13 protein-coding genes and 1 pseudogene are annotated in these 16,149 nt (G+C 51.6%); 5 read left to right on the top strand and 9 right to left on the bottom strand.

Annotation, left to right across the window (positions count from 1 at the left end):
- The first annotated feature begins 34 nt into the window (after positions 1-34).
- Complete coding sequence (locus Q3H59_RS07865) at positions 35-916, top strand: polysaccharide deacetylase (RefSeq protein ID WP_048762585.1); 882 nt, start codon at positions 35-37, stop codon at positions 914-916.
- 38 nt (positions 917-954) lie between these two features.
- On the opposite strand, the gene Q3H59_RS07860 is transcribed toward Q3H59_RS07865, so the two are convergent.
- From Q3H59_RS07860 to Q3H59_RS07830, 7 genes and pseudogenes are all read right to left on the bottom strand, one after another.
- Positions 955-1,761 carry a LysR family transcriptional regulator gene (locus Q3H59_RS07860; RefSeq protein ID WP_227952988.1) on the bottom strand — a complete coding sequence of 269 codons (807 nt, stop codon included), beginning with the start codon at positions 1,759-1,761 and terminating at the stop codon, positions 955-957.
- 49 nt (positions 1,762-1,810) lie between these two features.
- Positions 1,811-2,946 (bottom strand): IS3 family transposase gene (locus tag Q3H59_RS07855; RefSeq protein ID WP_201794086.1). Its coding sequence is split into 2 segments (ribosomal slippage): positions 1,811-2,700 and positions 2,700-2,946, totalling 1,137 coding nucleotides; the frame shifts between segments, so codons are not numbered across the junction.
- A 102-nt stretch (positions 2,947-3,048) separates the two neighbouring features.
- Positions 3,049-3,702 (bottom strand): annotated as a pseudogene (locus tag Q3H59_RS07850) (IS256 family transposase); the annotation flags it as partial.
- A gap of 12 nt (positions 3,703-3,714) precedes the next feature.
- Positions 3,715-4,875, bottom strand: coding sequence for an acetylornithine deacetylase (gene argE, locus Q3H59_RS07845; RefSeq protein WP_012541192.1), 1,161 nt, complete (start codon positions 4,873-4,875; stop codon positions 3,715-3,717).
- On the bottom strand, positions 4,868-5,542 hold the full coding sequence (locus Q3H59_RS07840; RefSeq protein ID WP_012541191.1) for a DUF1028 domain-containing protein: 675 nt from the start codon (positions 5,540-5,542) through the stop codon (positions 4,868-4,870). The genes argE and Q3H59_RS07840 overlap by 8 nt, the downstream gene beginning before the upstream one ends.
- On the bottom strand, positions 5,539-5,964 hold the full coding sequence (locus Q3H59_RS07835) for a RidA family protein (protein WP_012541190.1): 426 nt from the start codon (positions 5,962-5,964) through the stop codon (positions 5,539-5,541). The genes Q3H59_RS07840 and Q3H59_RS07835 overlap by 4 nt, the downstream gene beginning before the upstream one ends.
- 9 nt (positions 5,965-5,973) lie before the next feature.
- Complete coding sequence (locus Q3H59_RS07830) at positions 5,974-7,242, bottom strand: NAD(P)/FAD-dependent oxidoreductase (RefSeq protein WP_012541189.1); 1,269 nt, start codon at positions 7,240-7,242, stop codon at positions 5,974-5,976.
- 608 nt (positions 7,243-7,850) lie between these two features.
- Here Q3H59_RS07830 and Q3H59_RS07825 point away from each other — a divergent pair.
- From Q3H59_RS07825 to Q3H59_RS07815, 3 genes are read left to right on the top strand one after another with little or no spacing between them, the layout of a single operon-like run.
- Positions 7,851-9,254 (top strand): cytosine permease, encoded by a 1,404-nt coding sequence (locus Q3H59_RS07825; protein WP_012541188.1) that lies wholly within the window; start codon positions 7,851-7,853, stop codon positions 9,252-9,254.
- A gap of 14 nt (positions 9,255-9,268) precedes the next feature.
- Positions 9,269-10,915: a GMC family oxidoreductase gene (locus Q3H59_RS07820; protein WP_082144862.1), complete on the top strand. Its 1,647-nt coding sequence runs from the start codon at positions 9,269-9,271 to the stop codon at positions 10,913-10,915.
- Positions 10,908-12,398, top strand: a complete 1,491-nt coding sequence (locus Q3H59_RS07815) for an aldehyde dehydrogenase (RefSeq protein ID WP_048762581.1) — start codon at positions 10,908-10,910, stop codon at positions 12,396-12,398. Before Q3H59_RS07820 ends, Q3H59_RS07815 begins: the two co-directional genes overlap by 8 nt.
- A gap of 44 nt (positions 12,399-12,442) precedes the next feature.
- Here the strand turns inward: Q3H59_RS07815 and Q3H59_RS07810 are convergent, their stop codons facing one another.
- A complete protein-coding gene (locus Q3H59_RS07810; RefSeq protein WP_040206036.1) occupies positions 12,443-13,363 on the bottom strand; it encodes a LysR substrate-binding domain-containing protein in 921 nt (306 codons plus the stop codon).
- 645 nt (positions 13,364-14,008) lie between these two features.
- On the opposite strand from Q3H59_RS07810, the gene Q3H59_RS07805 reads away from it, so the two are divergent.
- On the top strand, positions 14,009-15,277 hold the full coding sequence (locus Q3H59_RS07805; RefSeq protein ID WP_048762580.1) for a phage integrase central domain-containing protein: 1,269 nt from the start codon (positions 14,009-14,011) through the stop codon (positions 15,275-15,277).
- A 149-nt stretch (positions 15,278-15,426) separates the two neighbouring features.
- Here the strand turns inward: Q3H59_RS07805 and Q3H59_RS07800 are convergent, their stop codons facing one another.
- On the bottom strand, positions 15,427-16,149 hold the full coding sequence (locus Q3H59_RS07800; protein WP_040206044.1) for a sulfite exporter TauE/SafE family protein: 723 nt from the start codon (positions 16,147-16,149) through the stop codon (positions 15,427-15,429).

Below are 16,149 nucleotides of genomic sequence, written 5' to 3'. Positions count from 1 at the left end.
TATTTCAATTTTTCTGTATGAGGAGTAATAACCCATGGCGAAAGAAATACTATGTGGTTTTGGAGTGGGTGTAGATGCCGTTGCAGGCTGGCTATCTTCTTATGGGGGAGAGGATTCTCCAAGCGATATATCTCGCGGTATGTTCGCTGGCGAAGTAGGTACTCCACGTCTTCTGAATCTCTTTGACCAGTTTAATATTCCAACAACCTGGTTTATGCCTGGTCATTCCATTGAAACCTTTCCTCGGCAAATGGAAGCAGTTGTTAATGCTGGACATGAGATAGGGGTTCATAATTACAGTCATGAAAACCCAATATCTATGTCGCCTGACCAAGAAAGAGAAGTCCTTCAAAAGGGCATTGATATGGTCACAAAATTAACAGGGAAGAGACCTACTGGGTATGTCGCTCCATGGTGGGAATTTTCTCCTGTAACCACAGATCTTCTATTAGAAAATGGCATCAAATATGACCATTCACTAATGCATCATGATCATCAGCCTTATTATGTCAGGAAAGGTGATTCCTGGACCAAGATAGATTATTCCAAGACACCGACCGAATGGATGAAACCGCTGGTACGCGGAGAAGAGACGGACCTTATTGAATTACCCGCCAGTTGGACAATCGACGATATTCCTCCTTTCATGTTCATGAAAACAAAACCCAACAGCCAAGGTTTCATGAATCCCAGGGACATCGAACAGTTGTGGAGGGATCAATTCGATTGGGTCTACCGTGAGCATGAATATGCGATCTTTACTTTCACGATTCACCCGGACGTATCTGGACGCCCGCACGTATTAATGATGCTCGAACGCCTCTTAACGCATATGCTTGGTCATCCAGGGGTGAAATTCCTAAAATTGAATGACATTGCAGATGACTTTGCCAAGCGATTGCCACGGATAAAATAATGACACGGCAGCCGATAAGGCTGCCTGTTTTATGTATCTCAAACCATAAATCCGCTATTTTTTGATAGTTCGAGAATTCTGTCTCTGATTCCTGATACGAGTGGGTTACGTAATGAGCTATCAATCCATACCAAATAGATAGAATTTATGGGGAGTCTCTCATGAACATTGACTTCAACGATCTGACCTCCTGCTATGCTTTGGGCGCATAAATACTCAGGCATCACAGTCCAACCAATATTTTCTCGGATCATTCTTTCTAAAATTCGCAAATCCGGTACAGTAATAGACGGACGAAGCAGTGCAAAAAATCGCGAAGAATCCTGGAAAACCTCCCTTATCAATGGTAACTGTTCATCATAAGCTATTAGAGGAAGCTTCGACAGCGTATCAATCACGTCCTCGTTTTCTTTGAAGTTGTCTGCTATAAGTGACGCTACCACAACTATTAACTTTTCCATTCCAATTTCAGCATATCCAAATTTTTGTTTATCCGGCATAGAAGTTGTGAAACCTAGTTGACAACTTCCGTCCAGAAGACAGGTGTATATGCGCTTCCTATTTCCTGTCAAAACTTTAAATTTAATACCTTCATTGAATAGTTTTTTCACCAAGTACGGTAATTTTGACCACATTAATTCTGCTGGCCCGATGAAAGATACTGTCCCCGAGGACTTTCTTGTACGTGATCTAAGCATCGACAACTTCAGTTCAATTGTTTCTAAATCTGAAGCCACCAATCTCGCCAATTCCTCCCCATCCACTGTAGCCACCACACCATGTGAACGACGAGTAAAGAGAACACACCCGGTAAAAGCCTCAAGTGAATGAATGTGGGCAGACATTGCAGGCTGGCTTATGGAGTGACCCCATTCCCGTAGACATTCGCTGTCCTCACGACGAGGCCTTTTCGAAGGCCTCTGGACTGACGCCTCCCAGGTGACTGTGGCGTCGGGTCCGGTTGTAGAACACTTCGATATAATCAAATATATCAGCCCGGGCCATGTCCCGGGTTTTATATATCCGCTTTCTGATGCGCTCTTTTTTTAGCGAACTGAAGAAGGATTCTGCCACGGCATTATCCCAGCAGTTGCCGCGCCGGCTCATGCTGGGTGACAGGTTATTAGCCTGGCAGAACCGTCGCCAGTCATCGCTGCCGTACTGGCTGCCCTGATCGCTGTGCACTATCACGCTTTCGGCAGGTTTACGCCGCCAGACGGCCATCAGCAGCGCATCCAGTGCAAGTTCACGCGACAGCGTCGGTTTCATTGACCAGCCCACCACATTACGGGCAAACAGGTCGATGACCACGGCCAGATAGAGCCAGCCCTGCCAGGTCCGTATATAGGTAATATCCGTTACCCAGACCTGATTGGGTTTCACAACCGTGAACTCCCGCAGCAGGCGGTTAGGTGCTATCAGTGACGGACGCCCTCTGGTCCCACGGGGTATCTTGTAGCCATGTACGGCCCGTATCCTGTTTTGCTTCATGATCTTGGCTACCCGGTTTCTGCTGCATGCTTCACCGACTTCACGTAAGTCGCAGTGAACCCTGCGATAGCCGTAAACACCGCCGCTCAGTGCATAAGAGTCGCGGATTAATTTCAACAATCGCTGGTTATCCTTTTCTCCTGCAGAGACAGGACAATGAAGCCAGACGTAAAATCCGGCACGGGCAACTTTCAAAACCCGACACATCGCGGCGATCGACCATATATCACGGTGATCGTTGATGAAGCGGTACTTTAGTCGGGCTCTCTGGCAAAGTACCGCGCTGCCTTTTTAAGAATATCCCGTTCTTCCTCAGTACGCTTAAGCTGCGCTTTCAGCCTGAGAATTTCCGTTCTGGCATCCAGTAAGTCCTGAGCCTGATGCCCGTTATTATCAGGTTTTACTGAACGGACCCATTTGTAAAGACTGTGCGCCGACACGCCGAGGCGTTCTGAAACGTCAGCAACGGAATAGCCCCGCTCAGTGATCTGGCGGACCGCTTCTTCTTTAAATTCAGGGGTAAAACGTGGTGTGCCCATAGACTCCTCCTATGCTCAAAATATAGGTCAGTTTTGTCTATGGGCTCGGGGTCACTCCATTATGAGGCAAAAAAGTGTCTACGAAACCCGGGTCTATTCATACTTCGATGCCACGTCTTTGATCGAGTTGCGTATCTGATGAATAACGCACAGTTGCACTTCAGTCTGTGGATAAATGCTGTTAATCGCCTCAGGGAAGCCGGTCAGTCCGTCCACGCAATCGATCAGGATATCTTCAACGCCACGGTTTTGCATGCCACTCAGTATGGATAACCAGAAGTTAGCGCCTTCACTTTCCGACAGATACAGGTCCAATACTTCTTTTTTGCCTTCCAGATTCAGTGCCAGAACGGTATATACAGCCTAGCTCTGGTAATGGCTTTCTTCGCGGATTTTGTAGTGACTGGCATCCAACCAGACAAAAGGATAGACCTTCACAAGGGGTCGCTGCTGCCACTGTTTAAATTCGGGGATATCTTTATCGGTGACCGCACTGATGGTGGCGCTGGACACGCTTAACGCTTATAAATCCTCAATTTCCCGGCCGATATCCTGATAGCTCATCCCCAGAGCGAACAGGCGGATGATCTTACGTTCTATCCCGTTGGAGAGTTTGGTCCGGTGCTTTTTTACCAGTTGCGGTTCAAACGTGCCGTTGCGATCACGCGGTGGTGCCAGTTCAAAACTACCGGTCGGTGTTTTGAGGTCTTTTTTACCAGAGCCGTTTTTACGGTTAGCTTCATTAGGTTTAACTAACTATTGACTGTTTCATTTTAAAGGAACTGTACGCATCCATTTACATAAATTTACCAGCATACTCATGCAGTGTTCTACTTGTTCAATAGCAATAAACTCATCCGGCTTATGCCCCTGCGCCATGCTGCCTGGCCCGCAAATCAGGGTGGCAATCCCCGCTTCATCAAACAATCCCCCTTCGGTGCCAAACGCCACGGTTGAGAAATCATTGCTGCCACTCCATTGCGCCAGCCACTGCGCGAATTGCGATTGCGGATCGGTGAGCAGGCTAGGATAGTAGCTCAGCGGCTGAAAACGGATCGCGCTCTCGGCTGCCACCGCCTGCATTTGCGGTAACAATTGCTGTTGCGAGAACAGCTCGACCTCGGTCATCACACCCTGAACATTAGCGCCCGGCAGATAGCGGATTTCAAAATCAAACTGACAATCCTGCGGCACGATGTTCAGCGCGCTGCCGCCCTGAATCATACCGGTCTGGAGCGTGCTATAGGGGGGATCAAAACGCGCATCCTCGATCTGCTTCAGTTGCTGCGCCGCTGCGCCCAGCTGGTTGATAAGCCTGGCCGCGTATTCGATGGCATTGACGCCAGAGGGTGCATAGGCCGAGTGACAGGCGCGGCCATGCACCTGACAACGCATCGCCACCTTGCCTTTGTGTCCATACACCGGGCGCATTTCTGTCGGCTCGCCGATGATACACATGGCGGGTTTTTCCGCAGACGCGCGCAGATAGTCCACCATGCTGCGCACCCCGAGGCAGCCCACTTCCTCATCATAGGAAAAAGCCAGATGCAGCGGCAGGCGCAACGGCTGGGTCAGAAAGTTATCCAGCGATGCCAGCACGCAGGCCAGAAAGCCCTTCATGTCGGCACTGCCACGGCCATAGTAGCGCCCTTCCTGTTGTGTCAGGGCAAACGGCGGCAGCGTCCATTGCTGACCATCGACCGGCACCACATCGGTATGACCGGACAACATCACCCCGCCGTCACCGCCCGGTCCCAGCCGGGCATACAGATTGGCTTTGCGCCCGCTGTCATCCATGATGCGTTGCGACGCGATACCCCGTTGCGCCAGAAAATCTTCAATCCAGGCAATCAACGCCAGATTGGATTCGCGGCTGGTGGTATCAAACGCCAGCAGTGCCGCGAGGATGTCGCGTACCGCGTTACTCATCGCCGGGTACGCCATAGCTCGGGGCATCGCGTGGATCCAGTGCCCGGGTGACGTAAGCCTGCATCTGCGGTTCATACGCCAGCCACAACTTGTGCAGCTCTGCCAATGGGTTTTCTTCTGCCCAATCGACGCGCAGGTCCACCAGCGGCCAGGTGTAATCATCGACTACTTTCACGGCAGCAGAATGCACCGGCCCCGCCTCACCACCAGCGTCGATCCCCGCCTGCAACGCCGTAATCAGACGACTGGTGAGTTCACCGGTGGTGGCTTCAAAAGCCGTCACCATTGCGGCGATCACCGCTTGCTCCGCCAGCATATTGCCTGCGGCCACGCATTCTTTGCCCTGCACCACATGATAAATACCCAGCGTCTTGTCACCGCTAAAGGCGGCGCTGCGACCGCTGGCGTCAATGACAGTCACCTGGCGATACTCGCTAAAGCGATCTTCTGCCAGCGCGCTTTTCAGTGCCTGTTCCGGCGCTAACCCCGCCTCCAGCCGCGCCAGAATCTGCTGCCCCAGTGCCGGTAATGTAATGTTCTGGCTGGATACCGCCCCCACTCCGGCCACCAGCCACGGGCAACGCGCGCCGACGGCAATGCTCGACGAGCTAATGGCGATACCGAGTTGGCCGGACTCCGCACAGCGTGCGGCAATCGAAAGCGTCATTTCGCCTCCCAGTCATCCGGGATCACCGCAATCACATCAATTTCCATCAGCCACTGCGGCTGTGCCAGCGCCGAAACCACCAGACCAGTTGAAATCGGAAACACCCCTTTCAGCCATTTGCCCACTTCCTGGTAAACCGGCTCGCGATAGCGTGGATCGGTAAGATAGGTGGTGGTTTTCACGATATGGCTCAGGTCGCTACCGGCTTCTTCCAGCAGCTGTTTGAGGTTTTTCATCGCCTGTTCGGTTTGAGCGCGGGGATCGCCCAGCCCGACCAGATTGCCTGCAAAATCGGTACCGACCTGGCCGCGCACGTAGACGGTATTACCAGCGCGTACCGCCTGGCAGAGATCGTTGTCCAGCGTCTGATTCGGATAGGTTTCTTTGGTGTTGAACATACGAATACGTTGATGAGTAGGCATAACAGTTCCTTAAAGCGAGTCAGAGGGAGCGCGGTAATGCTGGTACTGGCGCTGGATAGCGATCTGGTCAGCAATAAATTTGGCATCGTGCCAGACGCCCCAGATAAAGGTGGAACCACGACGTGACAACCACGGCAAGCCGAGAAAATAGACGCCAGGCTCGCTGGAAACACCACGATGATGCTGCGGTCTGCCCTGGTCATTAAAGGCATTAACCTTCAGCCAGCTGTAATCGGCCACGTAGCCCGTCGCCCAGATAATGCTGGTGATGCCAGCTTCGGCCAGATTAAGTGACAGCTGCGGATGGGTTACGCAGGCGGGGTCTGGCAGGAACTCACGTGCTTGCGGTTCAGGCGGTAAATCAAGACCGTTACGGTCGATATACGCGTCAGCAGCATCCAGCAATGCGAGATAATTAGCATCGCCGCGCGCAATATTCACCGCCAGGTCATCCTGAAAACGTACGGTGTTAGCGGTGAAACTTTCAGTCAGGCCAACGAGGTTAACGCCCTGCGCCGCCAGACGACGGAAATCGACGGTATGCCCACCGCGTGCGCCACTGACGGCGATGGTGACATGCTCTTTGCCCGGCTGGCTGGCTGCGGCATCCCACAGACCGAGTACCCCAAGCCACCAGCAGAAGTCCCGGCCACGGTAGGAACGTGGTGGACGATCGTGCGGTCCCACCGACAGCCATACGGGCTTACCGGCACGTTGCAGCTCATCAGCAATCTGCACGCCGGAAGAACCGGCACCAACCACCAGCACGCCCCCCTGCGGCAGCTGCTGCGGATTTTTATAGTCTGCCGAGTGCAGCTGTTGTACCTGGCTATGCTGAGGAGCAATCGCCGGGATGACCGGACGCTGGAAAGGACCGGTAGCGGCCACGATACGCTGCACATTGATCACGCCTGCGGAGGTGGTGACGGTGAAACCACTGCGCCCCTGATTGCGTTCAGCGCTTAACACTTCGACGCCAGTATGAATCGGTGACTGGTTCATGGCGGCGTAGCTGACAAAATAATCGGCAACCTGTTCTTTCGCCACGAAGCTGTCAGGTGAGCAGCCGGGAAACTCCATCCCCGGAAAGCGGTCATGCCAGGCCGGACCGTTGGCAACCAGCGAATCCCAGCGACGACTACGCCAGGATTCGGCAATCCGATTTTTCTCCACTACCAGATGCGGAATGCCCAGACGCGTCAGGTGTTCGCTCATGGCAACCCCCGCCTGACCCGCGCCAATAATCAGCGTATCTGTTTCAGTTTTTAATGATGTCATTTCAACGTCCTTCATCCCGCATCACGCAGGGGATTAACCACTTAAGAAGGACCCAAGACTATTGGAGCACGTGCAGGCGGTAAAATATTATAAAGTGAGCGTCTGGATAGAAAATATTTAACCTGCTGGCAACCTTGTCCGCCGAAATAAAATACAAAGCCCTGTTAAAGCCGCATCCGCTCTGCACAGGCAAGATAAAAAGGTGCTGAGATAAATCAAATTAACGCGATTCACAGACAACATTTTTACTTATTAATTTTGCAAAATTGACGATATTTAATATTGCCAACGATGCTTCAGTGACGAGCAGACGCGCACCAAAATAAGGCATTCAGCCAGAACGTGGCATTTTAGATGTTAATAATCAAATAGTTAATTAGATTCAAAAATATCTCACCTGTCATTCTTTAACGTTCCAATTTGGGGCAGCCAATCCATAAGCGAGATTGCATCTTTTTTTTATATTAGTTGGCTATATTTTTCTTCATTTCTCTCTATAGCCAACTGTTGCAACATCCCATCAACGTTATTTTCACCCCTCCCAATTTTTTGGGTGGTTATAACCGCAGCCATGCGGCAAGCCTGCAAATGACTTTGTTGAGATAACTATGATGACAAACAACCCAAAAGATAATGCTGTTGCAACCACAATAGAGTTGAGCACCATCCAGCCCATTCCCGCGCATGAACGTCATGGCAAGCCACGGGATCTTTTTACCATCTGGTTTGGTTCAAACATCATGTTGCTTACCGTGATTACCGGTGCGCTGGCGGTGAGTATTTTCCACTTATCTTTTATGTGGGCCACCCTCGCCGTATTGATTGGTAACCTTGCCGGTGGGCTGTTTATGGCATTGCATTCCGCGCAGGGGCCACAATTAGGTGTGCCGCAGATGGTGCAAACCCGCGGCCAGTTTGGTTCTTATGGTTCCGTGCTGGTGGTGGCGTTAGTCGTCATCATGTATATCGGCTTTCTGGCATCGAACCTGGTGCTGGGCGGTCAGTCACTGCACGCCATCTACGCACCGGTTTCTACCGATACCGGCATCCTGGTTTCTGCGGTACTCAGCCTGGTCGCCTGTGCCTTCGGTTATAACCTGATTCATGCCTACACCAAGGTGATGTCGTGGGTATCCGGTATTATTTTGCTCGCGGCCTTTGCGTGGATTGTTTTCGTGCATGGTCTGCCGACTGATTTTCTCGCACGTAATGGCTTTAATCTCAGCGGATTCCTCGGTGCCATTTCCATCGCCGCGTTATGGCAGCTGGCCTATGCGCCTTATGTATCCGATTATTCCCGCTACATGCCAAAAGATATCAGCGAAAAAAGTGTCTTCTGGTGTAGCTACCTGGGATGCGTACTGGGTTCATTGTTCCCGATGATTCTTGGCATTCTGGTTTCTATTTGCATCGTGGATGGTGATTTAATCACCGGCATTGTGAATATGACCGGCGGATTATCCTCCACCGTAATTATTGTGTTTGCCTTAGGCATTGCCGCGACCAATGCAATGAACCTCTATTGCGGCGTGCTCTGCACCCTGACGCTCGGCCAGACATTCCTGCCTAAATGGTCGCCACTTTCTGGCGCCCGCATTGTGGTTTCGATTGTCACCATCCTTATCGAAGTGCTGATTGCGATTTATGGTCAGGAAAACTTTCTGGTCAATTACACCAACTTTATTCTGATGCTGCTGTATGTGCTGGTGCCGTGGACGGCAATTAACCTGGTTGATTACTATCTGGTGGCCCACGGTAATTATGATGTCGCTTCATTCTTCCGTCGCGACGGTGGCATATACGGTTACTTCAATTCAAAAGCCATTTTCTGTTATCTGCTGGGCATCATCGTCGAGATTCCCTTTATGTCTACCGCCATCTATACCGGCCCGGCAGCAAATATGTTAGGTGGTGCCGACATCTCCTGGATTATTGGTTTAGCCATCGTCTCACCTGTTTATTATTTCCTCTGCCGTACTCAGGCAGTGGCGCAAACCTCTGTTGCTAAATAATCACCGGAATGACTATGAACAATAGCAAGACCTATGACTACATCATTATTGGTGGTGGTTCCGCAGGTTCAGTACTGGCCGCCCGGCTTGCAGAGCAGGCAGATCTCAAGATCTGCCTTATCGAGGCCGGTAGCCGTGATGAAACCCCGCGTATCCAGACGCCTGCGGGCACCATCACCCTGTATAAAAGCAAAAAGTTCAGCTGGAACTTTTATTCAACGCCACAAAAAAGCCTGGGGGGACGGCAAATCCACGTCCCGCGCGGCAAGGCGCTGGGTGGTTCCTCATCCATGAACAGCATGATTTATATTCGCGGATTACCTTCTGATTATGACCGCTGGGAACAGCAAGGTTGTGAGGGCTGGGGCTGGAATAATGTCCTGCCCTGGTTCAAACGATCGGAAAAGAATCTGCTGTCTCAGGACCCGGCATATCATGGTTTTAACGGCGAATTACTGGTCGATAAACCGCGCGATCCCAATCCGGTATCAGCGCTGTTTGTCGCGGCGGGCAAGCGGGTCGGATTAGCGGAGAACACCGACTTTAACGGTAAATCGCTGGCGGGGGTCGGCATTTACAACGTCACGCAAAAGGATGGCAAACGGTTATCATGCTATCGTGCATTTTTGCATCCCCATATTGGGCGCAGCAATTTGACCGTGATGACTGACTGCACCGTGCAAACGTTGATCATTGAAGACAAAGCGGTCAAAGGCGTGCGAATAACTGAGCATGGCCGCGATCAACCCACGTCAATTCTCTGCCGCCATGAAGTCATCCTTTCGGCCGGCTCGATCGGCTCACCGCATATTCTGCTGAAATCAGGTATCGGGCCTGCTGCCGAACTTGAGGCCGCAGGTATTCCGCTGGTGCACCCTCTTCCCGGGGTGGGCAAAAATCTTCAGGACCATCTGGATGGTCTGGTCACCGTGCGTTCCAGAAACCCTCTGACGCTTGGTTTTTCCCTCGCCGCCTGGAAACCGATCCTGACATCCCCCTTCCAGTATCTCTTTCGTCGCAAAGGTTGGCTAACCACCAATTATGTTGAAGCCGGTGGCTTTGCCGCGACAAAACTCAGTAGCGATGAACCCGATATTCAGTTCCATTTTGTGCCGGGTTATCGCAGCCATCGTGGCCGTTTATTTGAATGGGGCCACGGCTATGCGATTCACACCTGCGTTTTACGTCCGCGGTCGATCGGCGCGTTGCAGTTAAAGCGTGATGGGCAGATCGCTATTGATTTTAATTTCCTCGCCGATCCTTATGACGCCAGCGTGCTGGTGGAAGGGATAAAAGTGGCAAGGAATATTCTGGCTCAGCCGGAATTCAATGCATTGCATGGCGAAGAGATGCTGCCGGGCAAACATATCCAGACTGACGAACAGCTGCATCAATACGTCAAAGAATATTGCGCCACGGTTTTCCATCCGGTTGGCACCTGCAAGATGGGGCGGGATGAAATGAGTGTTGTCGCACCGGACACTCTCAAGGTATATGGCGTGGAAAATTTGCGCGTGGCAGATGCATCAATTATGCCGACGCTTATCAGCGGCAACACCAATGCGCCTTCAATTATGATTGGCGAACGTGCGGCAAGCATGATCCTGCAAGGAACGCCGGTAGCTGAGACCGAGACGAATAAGGAGAACGCTTATGCATAATCGTGATTACTGGCAAGGTCTGCTGAACCAACAACGCTTTAGCACGCATGCCCTTATCGGGGGTAAACCTTACTTCGCCAAAGCGGAGAAAACCTGGGCGGTGGTGAATCCCGCCACCAATGCAGTGTTAGCGGACGTCACCGCTTGCCAGGCTGAGGATATTGACGCTGCGGTGCGTTCAGCACGCCAGGCATTTACCTCTGGTATCTGGTCTGAATGTCCTTTAGCGCAACGCAAAGCCGTGCTGCGCAGGCTGGCGGAGCTGATGCTGGAGCACCGGGAAGAACTGGCGCTGCTGGAAAGCGCAAGCATGGGGAAACCGGTGCTCGATGCCTATAACGTTGATGTGCCTGGTGCTGCTCATGTGATGGCCTGGTACGCAGAAAGTATCGATAAGATTTATGACGAGGTTGCCCCCACCCGTCCGGGTACCCTGGCAACCATCACCCGTGAACCTGTCGGCGTGGTTGCCGCCATTGTGCCGTGGAATTTTCCCCTCGATATTGCCGCCTGGAAAATTGGCCCAGCGCTGGCAGCCGGAAATAGTGTGATCCTGAAACCCTCGGAGAATTCGCCTTTCACCGCACTGAAACTGGCAGAACTAGCGCTGGAGGCCGGGTTGCCCGCCGGGGTGTTAAACGTTGTTACCGGGCTGGGGATCGAAGCCGGTGCTGCGCTGGGCCAGCATAACGATGTTGATGTGCTGACCTTTACCGGTTCAACCGCGGTGGGCAAAGCCTTTATGGCCTATTCCGGCCAATCCAATTTGAAGCAGGTGTGGCTGGAATGTGGTGGCAAAAGCGCCAACATTATTTTTGCCAATTGCCAGGATCTCGATTTAGCCGCCGAAAAATCCGCCTTCGGTATCTGTTTCAACCAGGGTGAAGTTTGTTCAGCTAACTCCAGATTATTAGTTGAGCGTAAGATCTATCCCGACTTTATGGCGAAGTTGATCACGAAGTTGCACGGCTGGCAACCTGACCACCCGCTTAACCCCAATGCGAGGATGGGCGCGATGGTTTCGACTGCGCATAAAGATAAGGTGATGGATTTTATTCAGACCGCAGTGACTCAGGGCGGTATTGTGCGCGCGGGTGGCGAGCAACGCGAAATCGAGACAGTCGCTAACTACATCCTGCCGACGGTGATTGAGATTGAAAGCGAAAACGTTAACTTATGGCGTGATGAAGTATTCGGTCCGGTGCTCGCGGTAAAAGTCTTTGATGATGAGTCGGAAGCCATCGAACTGGCGAATAATCATATTTACGCCCTTGCTGCGTCTGTATGGTCGGACGACCTGAATCAGGCACATCGTGTGGCGCGCAAACTGAACGCCGGAACGGTGTCGGTCAACACCGTTGATGCGCTGGATGTGACCGTTCCTTTTGGTGGCAATCAGCAATCGGGTTTTGGCCGCGACCTGTCTTTACATGCCTTTGATAAATTCACCAAATTAAAAACCACCTGGCTTGAATTACGTTAAATACAACTGACGTTTGCTCTACCCGCAACGGGTAGAGTAACAATTTAATGGCTGCTGACGGCCGGAGTTAATTCAACACTGCGGCAATAATCCATAAATAACCGCGTGGGCCGCGTGGGTTCATTATTTTGCAGATAAGCCATAATCAGCGTCGATGCCGCCATTTCATCGATAATATCCAGTTGCACCAAGCGCTGCCCATCGTATGTCATATCCGAACAGGGCCGGGTCACCAGCACCGAAAAGCCCAGCCCCTGCCCGACCATGCACCGCACCATTTCAATTGACGGAGAGCTATAGGCCACTTCAGGGTAATAACCATTCTCTTTGAAAATGCTGATAAAGTAATTTTTGCTGGGTACCGCATCCAACAGGATCATCGGTTCGCTTGCCAGTTCCTGTAATGTCACCGCACTTTTTTTCGCCAGCGGATGCGCCGCCGGTAGCAGCGCATAGGGTTTATGCGGCGCATTCAGCGGTTCTTTCTGAATCGCGTTGTCCAGGTCAAGATCGTAGAGAAATGCCATGTCAAAACGGCCACGATGTAAACCGTGCATCAGCTCATGCTGTTCACCGTCGTACAGCTGAATATTGATTTCCGGATAGAGTTTTTTGAAACCTGCAATCAGCTTGGGCATATACAGCGGAGCCGCCGATTCAAAACAACCCACGGCGATGGTGCCGCAAACCAGCTCATTTTCTGCGCGTGAACTTTGCTCAAACTCATAGGACAACCGCAGCAACTCCTTTGCTTTTTCGTAGAACCGTCTCCCACTGGAGGTGAGCGATACGCCCTGTGCATGATGGCGAATGAACAGCTGCTGTTCAAAAGCGTCCTCAAGGTTTTTGATGGCGACCGAAATCGAAGGCTGGGCGATATGCAGCTGGCGTGACGCTTCGGCGATGCTTTCGGTCTCAACCACAGTGACGAAATATTTAAGTTGCTTGAGTGTGAAATGTGTCATGAAAAAACCTTTATAAAATATCTTCGCGTTAACATTCTAAATAGTCTCATTCTATCTAATTTTAATATGCAATATTTGCGCCATAGTTAAGAGCTACATTGTTATTCTAAAATTTAAGCTTCAGTTCGCCCTTCTGTAGATAGACATAACCATGGGTGTAACGCGACTACCGTTATGCGTTGAAGCCTGGGGGGGTAGAAAACGTCACAAGTAGCGTAGCTACTCATTGTGGTATTTATCGGTGGCAATGACTCAGCCAGAAGCCAATGTTTCTTAAATGCTTCAGTTTAAGATGTAGAACCTCTGCTCCCAACACCGCTGCCGACGTGGAGGCTAAAATGTCAATTTATGAATCTATATGGATTGCTGCCGAAACAGCATGACATTTCGTCTTCCGCCCGAGAACTAAGGATTACTGCTAGTTAGTCATATTGGTTTTTGTAATAGCCCCATGCTCGCAAATGCGACCCAGTCAGAGGAGCCAATTTCCTGTTTGCATGCATCTTTGCGAATCCTTATCTGATATTGATTCAAGAGGTTAGCGTGAAAACTCTTCCCGGTGCATTTTGATTTTACCCTCCGCATCGGGAAAAATTGGTGGTCAAATCTGGGGTCAGGTTAGTTCGATGACGGAGTGACCCCCAAATGTCCCTTAACGACTCAAAAATCCGCACTTTAAAACCATCCGCAAAACCCTTCAAAGTTTCTGATTCTAACGGTCTGTACCTTCTTATCAAACCAGGCGGCTCACGTCACTGGTATCTTAAATATCGTATAAACGGCAAAGAATCCCGCATTGCACTGGGTGCCTATCCTGCCGTCTCCCTGTCTGATGCCCGCCAGCAGCGCGAAGGTATCCGTAAGATGCTGGCGCTGAACATCAACCCGGCACAGCAGAGGGCTGCTGAACGCAGAGCCTGCACACCAGAGAAGGTGTTTAAAACAGTGGCGCTGGCATGGCATAAAAACAATAAAAAGTGGTCGCAGAACACCGCTGACCGTCTGCTTGCCAGCATGAACAACCATATCTTTCCTGTAATTGGTCATCTGTCCGTCACGGAGCTTAAACCCCATCATTTCATTGACCTGCTGAAAGGTATTGAGGAAAAGGGCCTGCTGGAAGTCGCGTCCCGCACGCGGCAGCACCTCAGTAACATCATGCGCCATGCGGTCCATCAGGGATTTATCGACACCAACCCGGCAGCAAATCTTGATGGCGTGACGGCTCCCCCCATGAGACACCACTATCCCGCCCTGCCGCTGGAGCGGCTGCCTGAATTGATTGAACACATTGAAGCATATCATCAGGGCCGTGAACTGACCCGGCTTGCTGTCCTGCTGACGCTGCATCTGTTCATTCGCTCCAGTGAGCTGCGCTTTGCACGCTGGTCAGAAATTGATTTCATAAACAGAATTTGGACGATACCCGCCACACGCGAAGCCATTGTGGGTGTGCGTTATTCAGGGCGCGGTGCAAAAATGCGCACTGCTCATATCGTGCCCCTCTCACAGCAGGCTATAGCTATTCTGAAACGGATTAAGGAAATATCCGGGGCTTACGAACTGGTCTTCCCCGGCGACCATAACCCGTACAGGCCGATGTGCGAAAACGCGGTTAATAAAGCACTGCGCCTTATGGGATTCGACACGAAACAGGACATCTGCGGACATGGCTTTCGGGCAATGGCATGCAGTGCCCTGATGGAGTCTGGCTTATGGTCGCAGGATGCAGTGGAACGCCAGATGAGTCACCAGGAGCGCAACACCGTGCGTCTGGCTTACATTCATAAGGCTGAGCATCTGGAAGCCCGCAAGGCGATGATGCAGTGGTGGTCAGATTATATCGATACATGCCGGGTCGCATACGTACCACCTTTTAACACAGGGCGGGATAAAAACAACGAAGCTGCATGACCAATAACAAAAAGCTGTATCAGCATACCCTGGTACGGCTTTATTCATTTCTGATGGCTTGCCAACCCCTCCACCCCGACCCGTCGCTGCCTGTAGAAAGCTGTTACACAACAACAACACGCTTGCGCCGTCAGCCCTGGCGTGCCATTTCATTTGAGAGCAAGGATCATCCCTACTGCCCCAGCGACGAGAACGGCATCAATGAGAAGCTCGAACGTATGCGTCTGGAGTTTCTGGACGAGACGTTTCGCAATCATCGAACCGACGAACAATGCGATGCCGATGGCAAGTCCATGTGTGAGGACAGGCTGGGCGAGTGCGCCCGATATACCGAACGTAGCTAGCTTGCCAGCGTAGAGCAGGATTGCGCTTGCCGCCTCTGATCCCAAAAATACGCCTCCACTCATTCCGTACCCGGTAAATACCGGCACGCTGAGCGGCCCGGTGGACAGCACGAATCCGGTCAGAAACCCGACAATCGCCCCGGCAAAACTCATGTGCCAGAGATTCAAGTGGAGGTTCGATCGTCTGATGAGACGGCGCAGCGGGATCATCGCAAGGAAGAAAGCTGCCAGGAATACCTCCACTGTGCCAGGAGAAATCGTAAGTAACGTGTGCGCCCCGAGAACAGCCGCAGGAACTCCCGCCAACGAATAGGCAAACACCGGTCGCCAACGAATCTCATGCCACCAGACAATCACCCGTCCGATGTTGCCGAAAAGGGAGGCGATCGCCATAACAGGCACAGCAATCCGTGGCCCGTACGTGGCGACGAGGACGGGCAGCATGATTAACGACGAGCCAGTGCCGACGACACCGCTGAGTACTCCGGCACCGAGAGCGACGAAGAAGAGAAGTAAGAGTGCAATCAT

It is taken from the genome of Pantoea sp. SORGH_AS_0659 (genome assembly GCF_031453915.1).
In the GTDB taxonomy this organism is placed as follows: Bacteria; Pseudomonadota; Gammaproteobacteria; order Enterobacterales; family Enterobacteriaceae; genus Pantoea; species Pantoea leporis.
This window is presented reverse-complemented; position numbering and strand designations above follow the sequence as displayed.